Source organism: Candidatus Avedoeria danica, from assembly GCA_016703025.1.
Taxonomy (GTDB): Bacteria; Chloroflexota; Anaerolineae; order Epilineales; family Epilineaceae; genus Avedoeria; species Avedoeria danica.
The window spans coordinates 2,026,304-2,048,046 of sequence record JADJCV010000004.1; the positions used below are offsets into that span (position 1 = coordinate 2,026,304).

Sequence of the window (21,743 nt, forward strand, 5' to 3'; positions counted from 1 at the left end):
GTTGGTGCTTGGAAGCACAACTAGAATGTTGGCGGTCGCCGTCTCCCCCGGGAATCGCCGCCATGCTGCAGGTTCGGCTTTTTGGTCGATTTGAAGCCCACACGGCCGCGGCTCCGGTGCCGCTTCCCGCGCGTCGGGATGCGCTTCGGTTGTGGCAATACCTTCTCGTGCACCGCTCTGTGCCGACGTCGCGCGACGTCGTCGCGTCCGCGCTCTGGCCGGACGCGCCCGCCGACAAGGCGCGCGGGTATCTCCGGATCAACCTGCACGCCCTGATGGCCGTGCTGTCCGACATTGATCCGGCGGCGACATGGCTGGTTCGAGATGCAAAGTCGCTGCGGTGGAACGAAGCGGCACCGGCATGGGTGGACCTGGACGAGTTCGAGTCTCTTGGGCGCCAGGTCGCGGTGATCGGCGGGCGGGACGGGGACAACCACGTTAACGTCCTGGCGCGGATGGTGGAACTGTACCAGGGCGATCTGCTGGGCGACGCGCAGGACGAATGGATTGCTCCCGCCCGCAGTCACGCCCGGGCCGAGGTCATCCGCGCGCTCGATCGACTGGCAGAAGTCCAGCGGGGTGCAGGAGAACTCGAGGCGAGCGCCACGTCGCTGGACCGGCTGCTGGCGTTCGATCCGCTCAACGAGTCCGCTGCGTGCCGGCGGATGGAGATCCATGCCGCAGCGGGGAATCAGTCGGCGGCCATGGCTGTATACCAGCGCCTGTCTGCGGCGCTGAGGTCCACGCTCGACATCGACCCGTCCGCAGAAACCGCCGCGGTGGTCGCCCGGATCGCCACCGACGCCCAGCGCACCGACCCGAGCCCGCAAGCAGCGCCACCTGTTACCCCGCGCCTTCCGACCCCGATCAGCCGCTTCATCGGTCGCCAGCGCGAGCTCCAGGCGATCCTCGGGCTCGTGCGGACGGAGCGGCTCGTCACAGTGCTCGGCACGGGCGGTGCGGGCAAGACACGGCTGGCGATCGAGGTCGCGCGGGGCGTGGGGATCGGGTTCGAGGACGGCGTGTGCTTCGTGGATCTCACCCGGCTCACCGTCGGCGACGATCCGTGGGCGGAAACGGCGCGGAGCCTCGGCATCTCGCTTTCCGGTGGCCGGTCCCCGGCAGAGCAAGTCTGCGCGCACCTTCATTCGCTGGGTATGCTGATCGTACTCGACAACTGCGAACACGTGCTCGTCGGCATTGCCCAGCTCGCGGCCCAGCTCTTGGTGACCGCTCCAAGCGTGCACATCTTGGCGACGTCGCGCTCGCCTCTCGGTGTCGACGGCGAGTTCCGGTGGCCGATCCCCCCACTTGGACTTCCGGGTGCCCGTCGATTGGGCAACGACGTGTCCGAGGGCCCGGCCGAAGCGGTGGAGCTTTTCGTCGAGCGCGTGCGCTCGATCCGTTCGCGCTTTACCCCTTCTGCGGAGGAGTTCCCCTTCATCGAGGCGATCTGTCATCGATTGGACGGGCTGCCGCTGGCGATCGAGCTCGCCGCCGCCCGCGCCAACGTCCTCTCCATCCGCGACCTGTCGCAACGGTTGGAGAGCGGGTTCCGGCTTCTCCGCCTCGACACGGCGAGCCTGCCCGAACGGCATCGAACAATCGACGCCTGCATCGACTGGAGCGTGCAACTGACGGGTGCCGGCGAGCAGGGACTTCTGGCCCGGCTGTCCGTGTTCCCATCCACGTTTACGTTGGAGGCCACAGAGGTCGTATGTGTTGACGACTCAGCCGCCAAGGGCTCCGTGCTCGACGGGCTGGCACGCCTCGTCGACGTCGGTCTGGTCAGTGTGATCGATGATCCGGTCAGCAGCCGGCGCTTCCGGTTGCTGCAACCGATCCGGGCCTACGCTGAGGTGACCGTGGAGGCAGAGGTTCGGCACCTCTCGCAAGAGCGACATGCCGCATATTTCCTCGAACGTGCGGAGCGCGTGGAACGTCACCTGCTCGAGCAACGGGACGAAGGGGTCGATCACGACCTCGACCTCGAAGTTCCGGACTTCAGAGCTGCGCTCGACACGCTGAGCCGCGCTGGGGACGCGGAACCCGCCCTCCGCCTGTGCGGTGCGATCTGGCGACTGTGGTACGAGCGCGGCAACTGCACCTATGAGCGCCGCCACCTCGACGATTTGCTGGCTGCGACGCCCGGGACCGTTTCTCGGCTCACCGAAGGGCGTGGGTGGATGGCGGCGGGCGCCCTCGCTTATGGCCAAGGCGACCAGGCGAGCGCCGAACATCACTTCGCGCGCGCGGTCGACGCGCTGTCGCAGGCATCCGACGTGAACTCGCTCGCGCGCTCCCTCGAATACCTCGGGATCGTACGCATGGTGAGAGGCGAGCCAGAGCAGGCCCAACGGTCCTTTCAGCGTTTGGTCGAAGTGCTCGGCGACCACGCCGAGCCCAGTCGCCTGGTCGGCGCACGCCATCGCGTGGCGCAGATCCAGGCATCGCAGGGCGACCTTCCCGCGGCGCATGCAACGTTGAACGAGTGCATGGCTACGACGGAAGTGCTTCCGTTCGAGTTGACGCTGGACATTCGGGAGAGCCTCGCTCGCGTCCTCTACCTCCTCGGGAACTTCGCTGTCGCCAAAGAGCAGGTGGAACAGGGTCTGCTGGATGCACGCGGAATCCACCGAAAGCGAAAGGTTCTGCTTTGGCAGATCCTCCAAGGGCTCGTCTCGTCGGCGTTGGGAGAGTACGAAGCGGCGAACACCACGCTGCGCGATGTTGCCGCCGCTTGGCGCGCCGACGGAGACTTGAGAGAAATCGCCCGCGCCTATCACAACCTGGCGGAGGTCGCGCTCGCCCAAGGCGACCACCCCACCGCTCGCACCTATCTCAACGAAAGCCGCCGCCGAAAGGTCGAAGCCAACGACCTATGGGGCCTCGTGTTCACCGACATCGGCCTCGCCACCCTTTCCCACGAAACCGGCGCCTTCGCCGAGGCCCTTGCCACTGCCACCGGCGCGACGGCCGACGCCCGCGAGCGCCAGGACAAGTGCCTCATCGCCTGGGCCCTTCAGACCGCCGCCCGCGCCGCCATCGCGCTCGACCGCATGGACGAGGCGGCCGCGGCGCTCGGCGAGTGCGCGGCGCTCCTGGCCATCACGTGCGAGCAGCGCCGGATCGCGATGGCCCTCGAGCGCGCCGCCTTGTTGGCCAATGCCCGCGGCGAACACGCCGCCGCCGCCCGCCTCCTCGGCGCGGCCGAGGGCATCCGCACCGCCATCGGCAGCCCGCCCACGCACGGCGAGGCGGCCGACCGGGAGGCGTGCGGCGCGGGCGTGCGCGAGGCCATCGGCGACGCGGCGTTCGACGGCGAGGCCGACGCCGGGCGGCTGATGTCGCAGCCGGAAGCGCTGGCGATGGTCGCGCAGCTGTGCGACGACCTCGCGCTCTCGGCATGAGGCGGTCGCAGCGCGAAGCGGGCGCGCCGCGATCCGACCAGGCGTTCATCCCGTCGCATCGCCCGCCTGCTGCCCGGTGCGCCGTCCGCACCCTGACCCGGCCGCGCCGTGCGCGCTGATCCTCGGCCGCTCGGCCGCCTCGTCGATCTGCCGGGCCCGCTGCCCCCGCCCCACCCCCTCGAAGCCGCGCGGCTCCGCATTCGCCTCTTCGGCCCGCTCGTCGCCACGTATGACGGCACGCCGGTGCGGCGTCCGTCCCGCATCGACACCGAGCGCCTCTGGATGCGGCTCCTCCTCGGCGGCGGCGTGCCGACCCCGCGCGCCACGATCGCCGCCGACCTCTGGCCGGACATCGACGCCGGGCCGGCGCGCTTCAACCTCCGCTTCAACCTCCACCACCTCCACTCCGCCCTCCCGCCGCACGACACCGTCCCGTGGATCGTCGCCGGCGACGACGCGCTCCACTGGAACGCGGACGCGCCCGCCTGGATCGACCTCTACGCCTGGGCCGACGCGCTCGCCCGAGCGGCGGCACTCGTCCGGGACGAGGGGCGCGTCCACGGCGCCGACGCCGCTCCGCTGCCCCCCGAGGCGGCCGACGCCCTCGCGCGTGCGATCGACCTCCAGACCGCCGTCCTGCTGCCCGACCACGACGGCCCGTGGGCTGCCGCCTGGCGCGACGCCGCGTCCTCCGCCCACCCCATCGCCGTCGATCGGCTCGTCGCCCACCTCGCGTCCGCCGGGGCGACGGACGCCGCCCTCGCCGTGTCCGCACGCGCCGTCGACCTCGACCCGCTCGACGAGGCCGCGCACCTCCGCCTGATCACCGCCCACGCCGCCGCCGGCAACCGCACCGCCGCGCTGCAGGCATACGCCCGCGCCGTCGACGTCCTGCGCGACGAGCTCGGCGACGAGCCCTCGGACGAGCTGACCGCCCTCGCGCTGTCGCTCCACCACGAGTCGGAGTCCGGGCTGGTCGAAGCCGCCTCGACGGGTGCCGACGGACCGGCGGCCCCATCGTCCGCCGGCGCGCGCGTCCGCTCCGCGGCCGACCGTCGGAACGCCGCCGCGCAGCTCCAGGGCCGTGCCTCGGACGTCGAGCACATCGTCGCCCGCCTCGCCACCCATCGCCTCGTCACGATCACCGGCCCGGCCGGCGTCGGCAAGTCCGCGGTGGCGGAGGCCGTCGCGGCGGCGCTCGAGGACGCGGGCCGCCCGATCGCGTGGCTCGACCTGGCGATGTTCGCCCCGGCCCATCCCCTCGACCGGGCGCTGGACGATGCGATCCGCGACACCGCGCCCGTCGCGGACGGTCCGTCCGCCGCCGAGGGCGCACCCGACCGCGTCCTCGTCCTCGACAACGCCGACCGGTTCGTCGAGGCGCTCGGCCGGCATGCGCCGGACGTGATCGCCCGCGCGCCGGACGTGCGGCTGCTCATCACGACCCGGCGCCCGCTCGCGTTGATCGGCGAGACGCGCTGGTCGCTCCGCCCGTTCGGCGGCCCTTCCGTCGACCGCGCATCGACGGACACCGACGACGTCACGCGCGCCGTCTTCTTGGCGGCGTGGTGGGAGGGCGCGGCCGCGACCGCTCGCCCCGCGCCGTCGCATGCGCAGCGCGCCGCGATCGACGCGATCGCCCAAGCCGTCGATGGCCTGCCGCTCGGACTTGTCGTCGCCGCCCACGCCGCACGCACCCTCGGGCTCGAAAGCGTCGCGGCCAGCATCGCGGCGGATCCCCTGGCCGTCGTCGACCCGGTCACGGACGACCCCCGCCACGGCAGCCTGGCCGCCGCCCTCGCCTGGACGATCGACCTGCTCGATGCGGGCGACCGCGGTTGGCTGCATCGGCTCGCCGCGCTCCACGGACCTCTCGCCGCGGCCGACATCGAGGCCGTCGCCGAAGCGGACGGTATGGACCCGATGGACGCCCTCGACGCCCTTGGCCGGCTGGTCGACGCCGGATGGCTGCTCCCGGACGGTGTGGGCGACACCGCCGCCGAGCGCGCGAAGGGTTACCGTGTACCGGCTATCGTGCGCCGTCTCTGCGCATCCACACCGACGTCCTGAGCACGCCGCCCCTCAGATCCCCCATCGCCACCCCTCCACCCCGATCCCAACCCCCCGCTCCCGCCCCCACCTCGCCGCCGCGCCCGCATCGTCCAGCAACCCGTTCGTGTGGTTGAAATGGATCAACCACGCCTCGCCCCCCCATCCCGCCGCGCGCGCCGCCCCCACCGCCGCCACCGTGTCGCCCGCCAGCGGGTGCGGCACGTCGCGCATGTCCCGCCCGCCCAGCTCGCCCGCGTCCAGGAACGTGGCGTCCAGGCACGCGAGGTCGACACGGTGATCGATCAACAGCCGCCGCAGGCCGCCGTCCAGATCGTCCCAGCGGTCGATGTCCGGGCACCACAGCAGCCGGCGCGTCGGCCCGCGGACGACGAACGCGTGCGCGTCGCTCCACTCGGCGCGGTGCGGCACGGCGACGGGCGTCACGGACAGGCGGTCGGACAACGTCAACGGCTCGCCCGCATCGAACACGCGCAGCTCGATGTTGCCCAGCTCGACGAGCTGCCGCCACGGCGCGTTGACCGTCAGGAACGCCGCCATCGACGCCGAAGCGTACACCGGCACGCTGCGCACGCCCATCGCTTCGCGCCCGAGGTGGATCAGGCCGGCGTAGTGGCCGATGTGGGCGTGGGTGAGGAGGATGCCGACGAGGCGGCGTGGCGCGGCCGCATGGCCGTGGGCATCGACGTCGATGTCGTCGTCGGCGTGCCCTTCGACGTCGTACCCCCGGTCGACGCTCAGCAGATCGCGCAGCTGGCTCGGGAAGTCCGGCGTGGCGTCGATGAGCCAAGCCTGGCCCGTGGCGCCCTCGACGAGGCCGAGGCAGGCCGGGCGGAAACGGCGAGCGGGGTCGGCCCAGGCAGCGGCGCAGCGGGCGCAGGCGCAGCCGGCCTGCGGTACGCCGGCGTCCTGGGCGCGGCCGAGGAGGATCGCGTGGACTGCGGCGGGCGTGGTGGGCATGGCGGTCGAGGATAGCACGGCCCATCGCCCCGTTCCTCCGTCCGTGGCATCCTTGTGCCCGCGGTTGCGGCGAACACGACGATGCGCGAAACGAAGGGTGCGCGACGGGCACGTCGCGGGGATCCGTAGCGGCATCGACAACGGGGGGAAGTGCGATGGGCACGATGGGTCGAAGAAAGTCACGAACACACGAGCGGCGCGGGACGGTTGCGCCCGGCACCGCGGGGGTCGCTTTGGCCTCCGCCGCGGCGCTCGTCGCTGCGCTGAGTGCGGCGTTCGTCGCGGTTGCGCATGCCGCGCGCGCCGCCGCGCCGTCGCCGATCATCCCGCTGGCGCCCGGCCATCTGATCCACGGCGAAGGCGCCGACACGCGCCTCGAGGTCTCGGCGGTGGGCGACGTGAACGGGGACGGGGCGGACGATCTCTTCATGACGCACTGGCGGGAGCGGGGAACGCGCCGGGCGAACCAGATGACGGTCGCGCTCGGCCGGGCGGCGTGGCCGGACGGGATCGACCGCGACAAGCTCGAGCAGCAGTACGATCTGGGCTTCCCGGACCGGAACGTCGATCAGCTGAACGACGACACGTTCGAACTCGAGGACGTCCGCGACTACGACGGCGACGGACTGGCCGACATCGCGATCGAGGTGAACGAGCGCAGCCAGGGCGAGACGGATGCCGTCGAGGTGCGCGTGTTCAAGGGCAAGGCCGACTTCGCCTCGATCAACGTCCAGACCGGCCGGCCGGACTTCGAGGTTCGCCAGGGCTCGCCGCCGCGCAACCCGCAGCAGGAGAAGACGAACGCGATGCCGGACAGCGTGCTCGGCGGCGACTTCGACGGCGACGGCGACCATGACCTGGCGGTGTCGAGCTGCGCCGCCGGCGGCGTGCGCTACGAGGAGGACCAGGTCGGTGCGCTCCGGATCTACTGGTCGGACGCCGGCGGCCCGCGGACCGTCGATCTGAAGCGCGGCCCGGACGTGGCGATCCACGGCCAGCCCGGCCTCCAGCTCGGCTGCTTCGGCGCCGAGGTGGCCGATCTCGACGCCGACGGCAAAGACGACCTCGTCCTGTTCGGCAGCGCGCTGGCCACGTTCGGCGGCTCGCACGGTGCCGTGATCTACGGCCGCTCGACGTGGCCCGCCTCGGCCGAGGTCGAGGATCTGGCCGATCTGACGCTGAACCACGACACCGCCGACGGCGGCCTGCGGATCGTCGACCTCGTCCACGCGAACGGCGACGCTCGCCCGGACATCCTGGCCGAGTTCGGCACGGTCCGCACCGTCGAGGGCGAGTGCCTGTGGTACACCCCGGCTGCCCGCGCCACCGGCCGCCGCGCGACGGACAGCTGCGACGTGCGATTCACCGGCCTGCCGGCCGACCACTTCGTCGATCTCGACGCGGACGGCAACCCCGACCTGATCCACCACGCCCGCCGCCCGCAGGGCCAGTCGACGCCGTTCGCCTGGCGTGTCTACTTCGGCCCGCTCGCCCGCGCGGCCATCTTCCTGAACGGCCTGCCCGACGACGGCGATGCCACCGTCACCCAGCCCTACGGCATCGGCCACCCGCCCGACTGGCGCTTCGGCGACGTGAACGGCGACGACAAGATCGACCTCATGCAGAGCATCCTACAGGCTCCCGCACCCGACGGCGCCGAGAACGCCGGCTCCGTCGCGATCCACCTCGGCCCGCTCGTCGACCGCGCCGCCCTGCCGACGGCCGCCGCACCATCGCCGTCGCCGCCGCCGACGACCGCCTCGACGCCGGCGACCGCCGTCCCGACCGCCACGGCATCGGGCGCGACGACGCCGGAACCGACGTCGGCCACACCGGCGGTGCCGGCGCCGACGGCGACGGGCCACGACGGCGGACCGACGTCGCGACTTTATCTGCCGGTCGGGAAGACCGGTCGCCCATGACCCGCGGCGTGCCAGCACTCCTACGTCGACTCGCCCTCCTCGTCATCGCCCTCCTCGCCCTGGCCGCAGCCGTGCTCGTGGCGTTCAACGCCTGGGCCGCCGCCACCGGCCCGCGCGCGGCAGACGTCGCGAACAGCCGCTTCGAGAGCGGCCCGTCGACGCGCGCCGCACCCGGCATCGAGGTCGTGGCCTACATGGCCAAGCCGGAGCGGCGCGTGCTGCGGCCGGGCATCGTCCTGGTACACGAGTGGTGGGGCCTGGACGCCGAGACGGCCGCCAAGGCGGAGCGGCTGAGCGCGCTGGGCTACGCCGTCTTCGCGCCGGACACGTACCGCGGCCAGGCCGCCGAGTACGTCAGCCGCGCGCTCTGGCTGCGGCTGACGGTGCCCGAGGACCGCGTGATGACGGACCTCGACGGCGCGGTGCGGCACCTGCAGGGCGTGGACACCGTCGACCCGGAGCGGATCGCCGTCGTCGGCTTCTGCTACGGCGGCGAGATGGCGCTGCGCTACGCGACGACGAACGACCGCCTGGCCGCCGTCGCCGTCTTCTACGGCCGCCCGATCGACGACCCGGCGGCGCTGGGCGCGATCGCCGACCGGAAGATCCCGGTCCTGGGCGTCTTCGGCGCCGACGACCGCCGCCTCGGCCCGGCCGTCGCGGACCGGTTCGACGACGCGCTGACCGCGGCCGACGTGCCGCACACGGTGACGGTGTACCCGGGCGTCGGGCATGCGTTCGTGAAGACGGGGGCGCTGGATGCGCCGGGGGCGGCGGCGGATGCGTGGGCGGAGTTGGAGGGGTGGTTGGGGGCGGTGTTGCGGCCGTGAGAGAGCCGAGAGTGATCGGTGCGTGCAGTGCGCACGTGGGCCTTCCACCCATGGGCACCGCATGGTCACCGTTGAGGTTGCGCCGCGGGGATCAATCGTTCACATGTGCAGATTCGAAGGATTGACAAACAGTCAACGTTCGGATAGCTTGTTTTCGGAGCGCAAGTTGCGCTTGCCCGAACCTCTCATCAGGAGTTGCCGTGCCAAGGACTCATCAAGCGCCCCCTTCGAGTCATTGTGTGCTTCTATCGACAATAATGGGCTGGCCAGCCGCTGGAACGACCGGCCAACCCTAACGCGAGGCGCCTGATTCGCCTCTGCTGGCATGTCCGAGCTTGCCACGGTCTCGCGTTGTCGGCAAGCCAACGGGCGGACTTAGGCCCCTCCCGCCAGCGCGCTGGATCCCCCACCGCGCGTTGTATCAGGAGGATACGATGTCACTGTTGACTTCCCCCCGCCGCATCAGGCACGTCCTTCGCCGCCGTTCCGCGGCGCTGAGCCTCGTCTTCGTCTCGGCTGTAGTTGCCGGCGGCGTTGCCACACGCTCAATCGTTGTGCCGGCGCCGGTGTATGCGGCGTGCCATGGGGCAAATGCTGGATGCTTCATGGACAACACCAAAACGGCCGCCGTCGATGTGTACTACTACGTTCCAGCCGGCGGATCGTCGATCGTCCCAGTGGAGCCAGACAGCGCCACGTCTTACACCATCACTGCGGTCTGGAGTCCGACAGCTCCGCTGAGCTGCAACGATACCACTGAAAATGCGACGGTGGATATCACATGGAGCGCAACGGGTTGGGTTGTGTCGAACTTCGTTGGCACAACCAACATCTTCGGCGTTGGCGTATGCTCGTTGTCGCCGTGCGAAGCCGAAGATATGCACGCATATGCGTATCGTATGTACGTAGATGTCAGTGACCCCACGATTGGTAGTGGAAAGAACCTGAACTACGTGACGTTCACAGCCACTACTGTGCCCGATGGCCATGAACTCAATCCAACCCCGTGCGAGCTCGGGAGCGCTACCACCCCGACAGCCTCCAGCTTCAACGCGACGGACAACAGTACGTTTGAGTGCCCATACAATTGCAGCGCCACTGGTACCACGCTGAACATTACGTACAACTGATCAGGGCGGGTCATGGTCGCGTGACCGTGTTCGCGCGACTATGACCCGCCATTGGCGCCCCTGCAGTCATCAAATGAACGGGGTTCGAACACGCATATCATGGCATGCAGTACCTGCAGATCGACTCTACGAGAGAGATGTCATATGAGATGCGTTGCCGCCTTCCTCTTAGCGTCGATTGCATTGTTTTGCGAACTTACCGTTGACGTCAAAGCACAGACAGTCGATCCGCTCGATATGTTGTTTGTAACCGATGACGATGCGCGAAACTGGCCGGGATGTGATAGAATTGTGGTCGTAGATGCCGCGAACGGCAGACACGTCGCAGAAGGTGATTATAGACCATCTCCGGGGCGATTATCCAGCACTTCAGATGGACGGATCGTGGTCTCTACCAATAACAATAATGCCGCCTTTGTAACGGCACTTCTCGGTACGTCAGATTTTCGAACACGATGGACTTCATTCATTATCTCTCGCCCTGTCCTGGTCGGTGGTCCGGTATCTTTTTCACCAAACGATGAGATGCTACTAGTGGCCCGCCCAACAGGCATCGGGCGTTACTGGGTACGGCAATTTGACCGAACGACGATAGGACGGGAGGAGGGTCGATTCGAATTGAGTAGCAACGTTTCTTCTATCTTGTTTACGAGCGATTCAGCGACGGCTGTACTGATTCGAGTGGATGGCGAAGTAGACTTCATCGATCCAGTTACGATGTTGGCAAAACTGTCATCCTTGACCTACTCGCCAATTCCGCGACCTGACGAGAGCAAGCTACGAAAGACCTTTGCTGCCATTAGCCCCGACGATCGATACATAGTAATCAATTCTGGTTCGAGCCGGATTTCAGTCCTTGATCTTACCACGCACACATCTTTTTCAGTCGACCTCGAAGGAGTGACGGCGACTTACGGCGTCGGGTTCAATCATCGCTCGTCATCGAACCTACTTGCAGTAAATGGCCGTAGCGCCGTCGCAGTTTACGACTTCGATCCAAATACTCAAGTGCGTCTTCTGGCTCGTATTGGAATACCACCTCAAGATCCGGACGACCTCGACGCGACGAATGACTATATGGATAGGCCGTCATCGCTCACTTGGACAGGACGCGGTGACGGGGTCGTAGCCGCGATCGGTGGACAGCAAGAATTTCGCATCCTCGACTTTCGGGAGGAGGATGTAAGTTCATCGCTCACCAGACGCTTGGACTTTGATGGATGTAAAGTACCCATGGACTCCTGGCAGACCGCGCTCGACGTTGTCTCCCTCAACGACCGCTACCACCCACCACCCCCTTCGTCCACCCCATCACCCCCTCCCGCCGACACCCCACCGCCCACCGCCACCCCCACGCTCCCCGCCACCTCGTCCCCCACTCCTACCCGCTCCCCGTCCCCGACGGCCACCCCCATCCCCCCCTCCTCCACCCCCACGCCCACCCCACCCCCCTCCCCCATCTACCTCCCCCTCGCCCTCCGCGAATCCTGCCCCCGCGCCCAACGCCGCGCCGACGTCATCCTCGTCGTCGACGCCTCCACCAGCATGCTCGACCGCGACGCCGCCGGCACCGTCAAGCTCACCGCCGCCGTCGAAGCCGCCCGCACCTTCCTCGGCCTCCTCGCCCTCGACCCCGCCGCACCCACCACCGACCAAGCCGCCCTCGTCGCCTTCAACGCCGATGCCACCCTCCTCCAGCCCCTCACCGCCGACCGCGCCGCCCTCGACGCCGCCTTCACCCGCATCGCACCGTCCGTGCAGACCTGCCTCGTATGCGCCGTCGAAGCCGCCGCCACCGAGCTGGCCTCGTCCCGCCACCGCACCGCCAACACCCCCGCCGTCGTACTCCTCACCGACGGCCGCGCCAACCCCCGCCCGGCCTCCGAAGCCGTCGCCGCCGCGGCCACCGCCAAGGCCGACGGCCTGATCTTCTTCACCGTCGCCCTCGGCGACGACGTCGACGCCGAAGCGCTCGCCGCTATCGCCGCGCCCGCCGGCCGGTTCTTCCGCTCCGCGGACGGCAGCGGGCTCACCGATATCTATGCGGAGGTGGCGGTGTCGATTCCGTGTCCGGTCGGGTCGTACTGGGGGAAGCGGTAGCCGTGTTGGGGTCAACGGCGAGGTCAACGGCGAGGTCAACGGCAAGCAAGGTCAACGGCAAGCAAGGCCAACGGCTGAAGCCGTCGCTGAGGGTGGCGCACAGCGCCACCACGCGCCTGCCTTCGCAGGCGCCAAGACCAGTCGGGCACCTCGGGCACTTACGGCATCTACCTGGCCATCGCTTTTCGATGCGCCCGACCGCATCAGGCTGCGGCACCCGGTACGTCGCGTGCCGGCACTTCCGATGCGGGGGGTCCAGGGGGGCGCTACGCCCCCTGGCCGGGGTGCAGGGGCCAGGCGGCCCCTGCGGAAAGAGTGCACGAACCCAAAATGCCCCGACCCCAACCAGCCCCGCCCGCCGGCCCTGCACCTCCGTTGACCCACTCCCCCCCCGCGCTACAATAGCCGCCCGCGCGCATCGCCCACGCTCCCCGCCACACCCCGTGCTGCCCGCCCCGGCCCGGCCCAGCCCCCGCACAGCCCACGAGGAGGCGCAATGTCGCGCTCGCCCATCGCCGCGCCCATCGCCGCGCCTACCGCCGCTCCCATCGCCGCGCCCGCCGCCCTGCTGGCGGTCGTGCTGCTCGCCGCCGCCCACACCCTGTCCGGCGCCCCTGATGCGCGCGCCGCCCGACTGGCCGACGTATGCGGCGCCCTCGCCGGCAACACCACCTGGACCGCCGCCGGCGGACCGTACGTCACCACGTGCGACATCGCGATTCCCGCCGGCGCCACGCTGACCATCGAGGCCGGAACCATCGTCCAGCTCGGCACCAGCCACAAGATCGACGTCAGCGGCGTCCTGAACGTCGCCGGCACCTCCGAGCAGCCCGTGCGCTTCGAGAAGGCCGGCACACAGCCGTGGGGCAGCATCCAACTTCGGACCGGCAGCGGGCCGTCGACCATCACAAATGCGGACATCGGCGGCGGCGGCGCGCTGCGCAAGGAGATGCTCGGCATCGAAACCGACCTCGCGACGATCACCCGCACCAACATCCACGATACCGCCGGCGTCGGCGTCGAAATCCGTACCGGCGCATCGCCCACACTGCTGGACAACCTCTTCGTCCGCGCCAGCACGCCCAGCGCCCAGCCCAGCGCCGCGCTGCGCATCCTCGGGGCATCCAAGGCCGAAGTGCGCGGCAACCGCTTCGAGAGCAACCAACAGTACCCGATCTACCTCGACGGCGCCGCCAACGCCCTCCTATCGGGCAACCGCTTCGAGTACAACGCCTACAACGCCGTCCTCGTCGCCGGCCACTTCACCGGCCAGACAACCCTCCACAACCTCGGCCCGCGCCGCTACGCCTACCACGTCCGCAACCCGCTCTCTGTCCGCAGCGGCGCAGAGCTGACCATCGCCCCCGGCGCAACCCTCCACTTCTTCAGCGGCAGCGGCCTCGCCGTCGAAGGCACGCTCCGGGCGATCGGGCAGCCGGGCCGCGAGATCCTCTTCAGCGGCGTCGGCGACCCCGGCCCACCCGGCAAGTGGGGCCAGCTCCGCTTCGCCGACAGCAGCACGGACTTCGACGCACCTTCCTCCACCGGGTCCCGCCTAGAGCACGCCATCCTCGAATGGGCCGGCTTCGACCCCAGCGGCGCCCTCCTCATCCAGCGCAGCTCGCCCCGGATCGCCTACGTGACCGTCCGGAACAGCGGCAGCCGCGGCGTCACCGTCGAGGGCGACGGCGCGCAGCCCGAACTCCTCGGACTGCACATCCACGACTGCATCGCCGAAACGAGCGGCATCGGCCTGCAGGTGCGGGCCGGCGCGCGCCCGACGCTCCGCTTCTCGACGATCGAGGGCAACTGGCTGGGCGTCGATGTCCGCGCCGGCGCCGTCCCGAACCTGAACGGCCACAACCGCCTGATCGGCAACGCCACGTTTGCGGTCCGCGCCGACGACATCGACACCGTCTGCGTCCCCGCCCGCGCCAACGACTGGGGCGCGCCCGATGGCCCCCGCGACGGCTCGACGCGCCCCGACGCCTGCGACGCCGCCGGTGCGGACCATGCCGGCGCCGGCCAGCTCGTGACGGACGGCGTGGACTACACGCAGTGGGTCGGACAACTACTTACACCCTCCATCACCAGCCCGCGCTGCGGCCAGATCGCCGACCCCCGCCCCACCCTGTCCGGCGACGGGCCGGCGGACAGCACCGTCATCCTCTTCGACGGCGGCGCGGAGATCGGCCGCACGACGACAGCCGCCGTCGGCGCCGAGGGCGTCGCCCCGTGGACCCTCACCCCGACCCGCGACCTCGCCCCGGGCGGCCACGCGCTGCAGGCCCGCGCCGAGAACGCCGCCGGCGGCAGCGCGCCGTCCGAGGTCCTCGGCGTCGTCATCGACCCGGAGTCCATCCTGCTCGGCGACCGGATCGCGATGCGCCAGACGCTCGAGGGCACGCGCTACAGCCAGCCGTACGCCAGCGGCGGCGGCTGCGCCGTCGTCAGCGACGACAGCGCTTGGCAGGTGTCCATGCACCCCGGCGCGCCGCTCGAACTCCAGTTGGGCGCCCGCTGTCCGTCCGGCGGCACCGTTACGGCGCGCTACCGGGACGCGGACGTGCCGCTCCAGCCCGGCGACAACGGCCTCTGGACCGGCACGCTGGACATGGCCGACGGGGGAGCGCTCCAGGTGACGGCCACGTGCGGCACCCGGCGCCAGAGCGTCGACCTCGGCACGGTGCAGGTCGCCCTGAACGGCTTCGTCCACGACGCGTTCTACGGCGTCGACCGGCGCGTCCAGGGCGCCAAGGTCACGCTCTACCGCTTCGATGCGGCCATCAACAACTTTCGGGTCTGGAAGGCGTCCGACCACGGCGATCAGACGAACCCGCAAACCACCGGCTTCCTCGGCTGGTACGGCTTCTACCCGCCACCCGGCCGCTACCGCGCCGTCGTCAGCGCGTCCGGCTACGCCCAGTTCATCGCGCCGGAAGTGCCGCTCGTCGGCCAGCCGTACCACGTGAACGTCGCGCTGCAGCCGCTGGCGACGCCGCGCCCGAAACCGGCGGCCATCGTCTACCTGCCGCTCGTGCAGCGATTGGCCACCCGGCCGTGATGAGCCCGATCGCCCGTCGCTTTTTCGGCTGCGGGCTGCCGTTCGTCCTCGCCGTCGGAGCGCTCGCCACGTGCGGCCTTCTCTTCTTCAGCAGCCGCGTCGTCATCCACATGGTCACGATGCCGGACGACGGGATGGCGCCGCTGCTCGAGAAGGGCGACGAGGTCTTCACGACGAACACCCTGATCTGGTCGTCCGAACCGCTGCGCGGCATGGTCGCATGCCTCGACCGGCCGGAAGGCTTCACGTTCCGCCGCATCGTCGCGCTGCCGGGCGACCGCGTGGCCGTCGCGGGCGGGATCGTCCTCGTCGACGGCGTGCCGCACGACCCCGCCCGGAACAAGCGCGGCACCGGGCCCGACCAGCCGGAGATCACGCTGGCCGCGGGGCAGTACTTCGTCGTCGCCGACGACCGTGATGCCGCGGACAGCCGGCAGTGGGGGGCGATCGCGCGGAGCGACCTCGTCGGAGAACCGCAGTACTACAACCGGAGCGGCGTCGGCAATCGGATCCTCTTGGGCCGCACCGGGGGCACCGGCATCGACCGCGACTGGCTCGTCGGCCCCGAGCAGGTCAAGCGCAGCGCCGCCGCCACCGCAACCGCCGAGGCCGAGCGCCGCCCGTGACGGCCGCCCTTCACCGGCCGCCGCCCCGCCACCTCGACGACACGCTGGCCGCGCCGCCGACCCTGGCCGAGGCCGCGCGCGCCGACACCGCCGCCCAGGTGAAGGCGGCGGCCGAGTCGGGCGACATGGACGAGGCGTTCCGGCTCGTGGCGACGGCGCTCGAGGCGCGCGACATCGAAACCGTCGCGGCGTCCCTCTCCGCACTGCGCCCGCCGGACCGCGTCGACGTCTTCGAGAACTTCGACCTCGACGACCAGCGACAGATCATCGACGAGCTGGACGACGAGGAGGCGGCCGAGATCCTCGAGGAGCTCGACGACGAGGAGGCGGCCGAGGTCGCCGAGGGCCTCTCGACGGAGCAGTTGGCGCCGATCCTCGACCTCATGGAGTCCGACGAGGCGGCCGACCTGCTGAACGACCTGCCGCCGGCCCAGATGGCCGAGTTGCTCGAGGGGATGGACGACGCGGCCGAGGCCGAGGTCCGGACATTGCTCGGGCACCTGGACGACACCGCCGGCGGCCGGATGACGCGCGACTTCGTCGCGCTCGCCGCAGACGACACCGTGGCGGCGTCGATCGAACGGCTGCGCGCGCTCGAGCCGGGCGAGGAGGCGGCGTACTACCTCTACGTCGGCGACGCCGAGGGCCTTCTCGTCGGGATCGTCAGCTTGCGCCAGATCATCGTCGCCCCGCCGCGCGCGCGGATCGGCGATCTCATGCATCCGGACGTCATCCGCGTGCACGTCGGTGACGACCAGGAGGCGGCGGCGCAGCTGATGCAGCGCTACGACCTGCTGGCGCTCCCGGTCGTCGACGCGCACGATCGCCTCGTCGGCGTGATCACGCACGATGACCTCGTCGACGTCCTCGCCGAGGAGGCCACGGAGGACATGTTCCGCCTCGTCGGCCTCGACGAGGACGAGCGCGCGGACGACGGCATCTTCACGTCCGTCAAGAACCGGCTGCCGTGGCTCGCGCTCAACCTCGTGACGCAGCTGGCGCTCGTCGCCGTGCTCGCCGGCTTCCAGGGAACGCTGGACAAGGTCGTCATCCTGTCCCTCCTGTTCCCGCTCGTCACCGGCAACGGCGGCAACGTCGGCGCGCAGACGACGACGCTCGTCGTTCGTTCCCTGGCCCTCGGCGAGATCGATCGGCAGCAGATCGGGCGGTTGCTGGGCAAGGAGGTGGCGCAGGGGCTGATCAACGGCATGGCGATCGGCCTGCTGGCGGGCGTCGTGGCGCTGCTGATGAACCACTTCGTCGTCAGCACGCCGGTGTCGCCCGCGCTGATCGGCGGCGCCGTGTTCCTGGCGATGGCGCTCAACCTGGCCGCCGGCGGCCTGGCCGGCGTCGTCATGCCGCTCACGCTCGAGCGCCTCGGCATCGACCCCGCCGTGGCATCCGCCGTGTTCGTGACGACGGTCACGGACACGATGGGCGCGCTCCTCTTCATCGGCATCTTCAACCTGCTATCCGCCGCGCTCGGCCTCGCCTGAGGCCGGTCCCGCCCGAATCGACGAGCCATGATCCTCTCGACCTACGACTACGGCGACGAAACCCCCGCCACCCAGCTCACCCCCCGCCAGCTCCGCGCCGCCCTCGCCGACCGGGGCGGCACGCTCTGGGTGGACGTCCGCGCCCCGACGGACGCGGACGCCGCCGTCCTGGCCACGTCCCTCCGCCTGCCGCCGCCCGTCGTGGCCTGGCTGTGCCACGCCGCCCCGCGGCCGGACGTGCCGCCCGCCGACAACGTCACCGTCGCCACGCTCGTCGACGTCGGCGGCGAGCTCGACATCGTCCTCGGCCCCAACCTCGTCGTGACGCGCGACCGCGGCAGCCGGAGCCACGCCGAGCACCTCGCCCCGGCCGGCGCGGCGCCGCCGCTCCAGTCCGGCGCCGACGGCTTGGCGGCCCATCTCGTGAGGCTCGGCGCCGCCAACCTCGAAGCGGCATCCGCCACGCTCAGCGGCACGGTCGCCGCCGCCCTCACCGACGCCGCGCGCCGGCCGGGCGAGGCCGGCACGGCGCTGCACACCGTCCAACGCCGCGCCGCCGCGCTGGCCGACGCCGTCGCCGCCGACCAGGCGGCGGCCCATACGCTGCGGGCCGCCGGGCAGGTGCGCGACGCCGCGCGCACGGCGCTGGACGGCGTGCTGGTCGAGCTGGCGGACACGGCGTCCGACGTCCAGGCCGCCGTGGATCGGGTGCGGTCGGCAGCGCCGAGCGCGGAGTTGCTGGCGCTGGCGGCGATTGCGCGGGACATCGCTTTCATCAAGTGGGCCATGATCATCCGGTTCGTGCTCCGGATCGTGGTCATCATCGGCTTGGTGGGGTGGTTCCTGAACGGAATGCCCGGCTGGCCGCGATGAGTTTGGTATAACATTGGCCGGCAGCCACTGCATGGGCCGGCAGCCACCGGCGCGACCGATCCCGGCCGGCTTCGACCCACGGAATCGTCCTTCCCCAACCCTTCTGGAGACAGCATGTCGACCGACTACGCCCTCCGCGACCCAAGCGACTACGTCCACGAGCAGAAGTACCTGACGGCGCGCATGCTCGAGATCGAGGCCGGCCTCGGCCGCGTGGCCGCCGAGACCGGCACGCCGACGCCGATCACCGAGCGGCTCGACACGCTCGACCGGGCGCGCGAGCTCGTGGCGGACATGTACAAGCAGGTCCAGATCCGCTCGCTGGAGGCGGCCGTCGCGGCGCAGATGACGTGGCTCGACGGCGTCGACGCGCGCCAGACGCGCACGGACGGTGAGCCCAAGAACGTCATGACACGCGTCGAGGTCGACCGGGCGCTGTTGAACGACATCCTGGCGGGGTGGCGCGCGTCTCAGGCACGCTAGGGCGTGCTCGATCGCATCCGGCGGGACGCCGCGCGCGACATCCTGGCGGCGGCGCTGCGCGCGGTGGATGCCGGCGACGCGGTCCGGCGCGCGCTGACGATCGACGGCGACCGCTTGCACGTCGGCGGGCGACCGCCGCACGGGGCGCACGTCACGCCGGACGGGCGCACGGACGTGGGCCGTCACGACGTCCACGACACGGCCCACGTCCAGGATGGCCGGCGGGACGAGGCTGGCCATCCGCTCCGCGACGTCAACGACGTCGGCCGACTCACCCACGACCCCACCGCCATCGACCTTGCGGCAGTCGACCTTGCGGCAGTCGACCGCATCTTCGTCGTCGCCGCCGGCAAGGCGGCGCGGCCGATGGTCGAGGCGGCAGAGGACGTCCTGGGCGGCCGGGTCCACGCCGGCATCGGCGTCGGCGGGTCCGACGCACGCGGAACGACGGCCTCCACGACGTTCTACAGCGGTGGCCACCCGCTCCCCAACCCATCCAGCCTGATGGCCGCGCGCCACATCCAGCGCCTCCTGGCCGACACGACGGCGCGCGACCTCGTCCTCGTCCTCCTCTCCGGCGGCGCTTCGGCGATGCTCGAGCTGCCGCCCGGCCGGCTGCCGCTCATCGAGATCGCTGCGGCCGCGAGCACGCTGCTCTCGTGCGGCGCCGCCATCGACGAGGTGAACGCCGTCCGCAAGCACCTCTCGGCCGTCAAGGGCGGCGGCCTGCTGCGCCTCGCCGCCCCGGCCCGCGTGATCACGCTGGCCATCAGCGACGTGATCACGCCGCCCGGCGGCGACGAGGCGGCGACGATCGGCAGCGGCCCGGCGTCACCCGACCCGACGACGTTCGCCGACGCCGGCGCGGTCCTGAGCCGCTACGACCTCTGGGGAGCGCTGCCCGCCGCGCTCGGCGACCACATGCGCGCCGGCATGGCCGGCCACATCGCCGACACGCTCAAGCCCGGCGACCCGCTGGCATCCCTGGCCGCGTACCGCGTGATCGCCGACGGGTCGACGGCCGTCGCCGGGGCTGCCGCCCATGCGACCCACCTCGGCTACGCCCCGCTCGTCGTGACGACCCGCCTCACGGGCGAAGCGCGCGAAGTCGGCCGCGTCCTCGCCGCCATCGCCCTCGAGTGCCGGGCCGACGCGCGGCCCGCCCGCCCGCCGGCCTGCCTGATCGCTGCCGGCGAGACGACGGTCACGCTGCGCCGCCTCGGCGGCACCGGCGGCCGCAACCGCGAGGTCGCGCTGGCCGCCGCCCTCGCCCTCGACGGCGCCGACGGCATCACGCTCGCCACGCTCGCCACGGACGGCACGGACGCCACGCCCGGCGCGGCCGGCGCCGTCGTCGACGGCACGACCGCCGCCCGCGCCGCCGCCCTCGGCCGCGACGCCCGCGCCGCGCTCGATCGCCACGACAGCGGTCCGATCCTGGCCGCCCTGGACGACGCGATCGTCACGGGACCGACCGGCACGAACGTCGGCGACGTCACGATCGTCCTCGTCGACGCCAGGCCTTCGTCGCTCGACGCCGCGCCGTGAGCGTGCCGTCGCCCGTACGACATCGCACCGCGGACGCGCTCCCCGGCGGCCCGGCCGCTCGCCGCAGCGACGGCCCCCGCGTCCTCCTGTCCGGCTGGTTTGCCGGCCAAACGTTCGGCTCCGGCCAGTACGCCGACCAGCTCGTCGCCGCGCTCGAAGCGCTGCCCGACCCGCCCACCCTCGACGTCCGCCGCCCCCGCGCCCGCGGCGCCGTCGCGAAGGTGCGCTTCGAGCAATGGGCGATCCCACGCGCCTCCGCCCGCTGCGACCTCCTCCACGTCCCGTACTGGGCGCCGCCCGTGCACCAGCCGGTGCCGACCGTCGTCACCGTCCACGACCTCATCCCCCTCCTCCTCCCGGCCTACCGCACGGACCCCCGCGTCCGGATCTACACCCGCCTCGTCGCCCTCGCCACCCGCCGCGCCGCCGCCGTCCTGGCCGACTCGGCGCACACCGCGAGCGACGTCGCCCGCCACCTCCGCGTCCCGCTCGATCGGATCCACACCGTCCCGCTCGGTGTCGCGCCCCGCTTCACCCCGCAGACGCCCGACGCGATCGCGCGCGTCCGCCGGACGCTTGACCTGCCGCCCCGCTTCGGCCTGTACTACGGCGGCTTCGACCCGCGCAAGAACCTGCCGACGCTCATCGCCGCCTGGAAGCGCGTCTGGGACGAGCACGCCCTGCCGCTCGTCATCGCCGGCCGCCCGCCGGCGCGCGAGCACGGGTCCGTCCGCGGCGGCCGCCTCGCCGCGGACGGATCGCGTCGGCCACCCAGCGCCCCTTTCTTCGCCGACCCGCTCGATCTCGCGCACACGATGTCGTTGCCGCCCGAGGCCATCCGCACCGTCGGCCACGTCGCGGACGCCGACCTCCCGCCGCTCCTCGCCGCCGCCGATTTCTTCGCCTACCCCTCGACGTACGAAGGCTTCGGCCTCCCGCCCCTCGAAGCCATGGCGTGCGGCACGCCGGTCGCCGTCGCGGACGCGACGAGCCTGCCGGAGGTCGTCGGGGACGCGGGGCTGCGGATCGCCGCGGGCGATGTGGCGGCATGGGCGGCAGGCCTTGGGGCGTTGGCGGGCGACACGGAACAGCGCGCACGCCTGGCGGGGCTCGGCCTGGCGCGGGCGGCGACGTTCACGTGGTCGCGCGCAGCCGCGCAGACGCTCGACGTGTACCGGGCGGTACGTTGACCGGTCCCGCGCCCCCCGGTCGCACCCGCAGTTGCAGTACC

14 protein-coding genes are annotated in these 21,743 nt (G+C 71.2%); 13 read left to right on the forward strand and 1 reads right to left on the reverse strand.

Annotated features, from left to right (window positions below):
• Positions 1 to 62 precede the first annotated feature (62 nt).
• Together IPG72_11310 and IPG72_11315 are read left to right on the forward strand one after the other, a co-directional pair.
• Positions 63 to 3,410, forward strand: coding sequence for a tetratricopeptide repeat protein (locus IPG72_11310; protein ID MBK6769572.1), 3,348 nt, complete (start codon positions 63 to 65; stop codon positions 3,408 to 3,410).
• Positions 3,411 to 3,518: 108 nt separating this feature from the next.
• Entirely contained in the window at positions 3,519 to 5,480 is a 1,962-nt protein-coding gene (locus tag IPG72_11315; protein ID MBK6769573.1) for a hypothetical protein, read from the forward strand.
• Positions 5,481 to 5,492: 12 nt separating this feature from the next.
• Here IPG72_11315 and IPG72_11320 read toward each other — a convergent pair whose 3' ends face one another.
• Positions 5,493 to 6,440: an MBL fold metallo-hydrolase gene (locus IPG72_11320; GenBank protein ID MBK6769574.1), complete on the reverse strand. Its 948-nt coding sequence runs from the start codon at positions 6,438 to 6,440 to the stop codon at positions 5,493 to 5,495.
• A 233-nt stretch (positions 6,441 to 6,673) separates the two neighbouring features.
• On the opposite strand from IPG72_11320, the gene IPG72_11325 reads away from it, so the two are divergent.
• The 11 genes from IPG72_11325 to IPG72_11375 all read left to right on the forward strand — a co-directional run bounded on the left by IPG72_11325 (position 6,674) and on the right by IPG72_11375 (position 21,702).
• Positions 6,674 to 8,362, forward strand: a complete 1,689-nt coding sequence (locus tag IPG72_11325; protein ID MBK6769575.1) for a hypothetical protein — start codon at positions 6,674 to 6,676, stop codon at positions 8,360 to 8,362.
• A gap of 8 nt (positions 8,363 to 8,370) precedes the next feature.
• Entirely contained in the window at positions 8,371 to 9,192 is an 822-nt protein-coding gene (locus tag IPG72_11330) for a dienelactone hydrolase family protein (protein MBK6769576.1), read from the forward strand.
• A gap of 434 nt (positions 9,193 to 9,626) precedes the next feature.
• Entirely contained in the window at positions 9,627 to 10,322 is a 696-nt protein-coding gene (locus IPG72_11335; protein ID MBK6769577.1) for a hypothetical protein, read from the forward strand.
• 1,233 nt (positions 10,323 to 11,555) lie between these two features.
• Entirely contained in the window at positions 11,556 to 12,422 is an 867-nt protein-coding gene (locus IPG72_11340) for a VWA domain-containing protein (protein MBK6769578.1), read from the forward strand.
• A 496-nt stretch (positions 12,423 to 12,918) separates the two neighbouring features.
• Positions 12,919 to 15,486, forward strand: coding sequence for a hypothetical protein (locus tag IPG72_11345; protein MBK6769579.1), 2,568 nt, complete (start codon positions 12,919 to 12,921; stop codon positions 15,484 to 15,486).
• A complete protein-coding gene (gene lepB, locus IPG72_11350) occupies positions 15,486 to 16,112 on the forward strand; it encodes a signal peptidase I (protein MBK6769580.1) in 627 nt (208 codons plus the stop codon). Before IPG72_11345 ends, lepB begins: the two co-directional genes overlap by 1 nt.
• On the forward strand, positions 16,109 to 17,608 hold the full coding sequence (gene mgtE, locus IPG72_11355) for a magnesium transporter (protein MBK6769581.1): 1,500 nt from the start codon (positions 16,109 to 16,111) through the stop codon (positions 17,606 to 17,608). The genes lepB and mgtE overlap by 4 nt, the downstream gene beginning before the upstream one ends.
• A gap of 27 nt (positions 17,609 to 17,635) precedes the next feature.
• Entirely contained in the window at positions 17,636 to 18,481 is an 846-nt protein-coding gene (locus IPG72_11360) for a hypothetical protein (protein MBK6769582.1), read from the forward strand.
• A 114-nt stretch (positions 18,482 to 18,595) separates the two neighbouring features.
• The gene (locus tag IPG72_11365; GenBank protein MBK6769583.1) at positions 18,596 to 18,964 is read left to right on the forward strand and encodes a hypothetical protein; all 369 of its coding nucleotides are present in this window, start codon (positions 18,596 to 18,598) and stop codon (positions 18,962 to 18,964) included.
• Between the two features lie 3 nt (positions 18,965 to 18,967).
• On the forward strand, positions 18,968 to 20,512 hold the full coding sequence (locus IPG72_11370; GenBank protein MBK6769584.1) for a DUF4147 domain-containing protein: 1,545 nt from the start codon (positions 18,968 to 18,970) through the stop codon (positions 20,510 to 20,512).
• Positions 20,509 to 21,702, forward strand: coding sequence for a glycosyltransferase family 4 protein (locus IPG72_11375; protein MBK6769585.1), 1,194 nt, complete (start codon positions 20,509 to 20,511; stop codon positions 21,700 to 21,702). Before IPG72_11370 ends, IPG72_11375 begins: the two co-directional genes overlap by 4 nt.
• Positions 21,703 to 21,743 lie beyond the last annotated feature (41 nt).

What these genes read in the sequence shown, in the direction of transcription:
- IPG72_11310 (MBK6769572.1), top strand. Translation starts at nt 63, where the DNA reads ATGCTGCAGGTTCGGCTTTTTGGTCGATTTGAAGCCCACACGGCCGCG.
- IPG72_11320 (MBK6769574.1), bottom strand. Translation starts at nt 6,440, where the DNA reads ATGCCCACCACGCCCGCCGCAGTCCACGCGATCCTCCTCGGCCGCGCC.
- IPG72_11335 (MBK6769577.1), top strand. Translation starts at nt 9,627, where the DNA reads ATGTCACTGTTGACTTCCCCCCGCCGCATCAGGCACGTCCTTCGCCGC.
- IPG72_11340 (MBK6769578.1), top strand. Translation starts at nt 11,556, where the DNA reads ATGGACTCCTGGCAGACCGCGCTCGACGTTGTCTCCCTCAACGACCGC.
- IPG72_11345 (MBK6769579.1), top strand. Translation starts at nt 12,919, where the DNA reads ATGTCGCGCTCGCCCATCGCCGCGCCCATCGCCGCGCCTACCGCCGCT.
- lepB (MBK6769580.1), top strand. Translation starts at nt 15,486, where the DNA reads ATGAGCCCGATCGCCCGTCGCTTTTTCGGCTGCGGGCTGCCGTTCGTC.
- IPG72_11360 (MBK6769582.1), top strand. Translation starts at nt 17,636, where the DNA reads ATGATCCTCTCGACCTACGACTACGGCGACGAAACCCCCGCCACCCAG.
- IPG72_11365 (MBK6769583.1), top strand. Translation starts at nt 18,596, where the DNA reads ATGTCGACCGACTACGCCCTCCGCGACCCAAGCGACTACGTCCACGAG.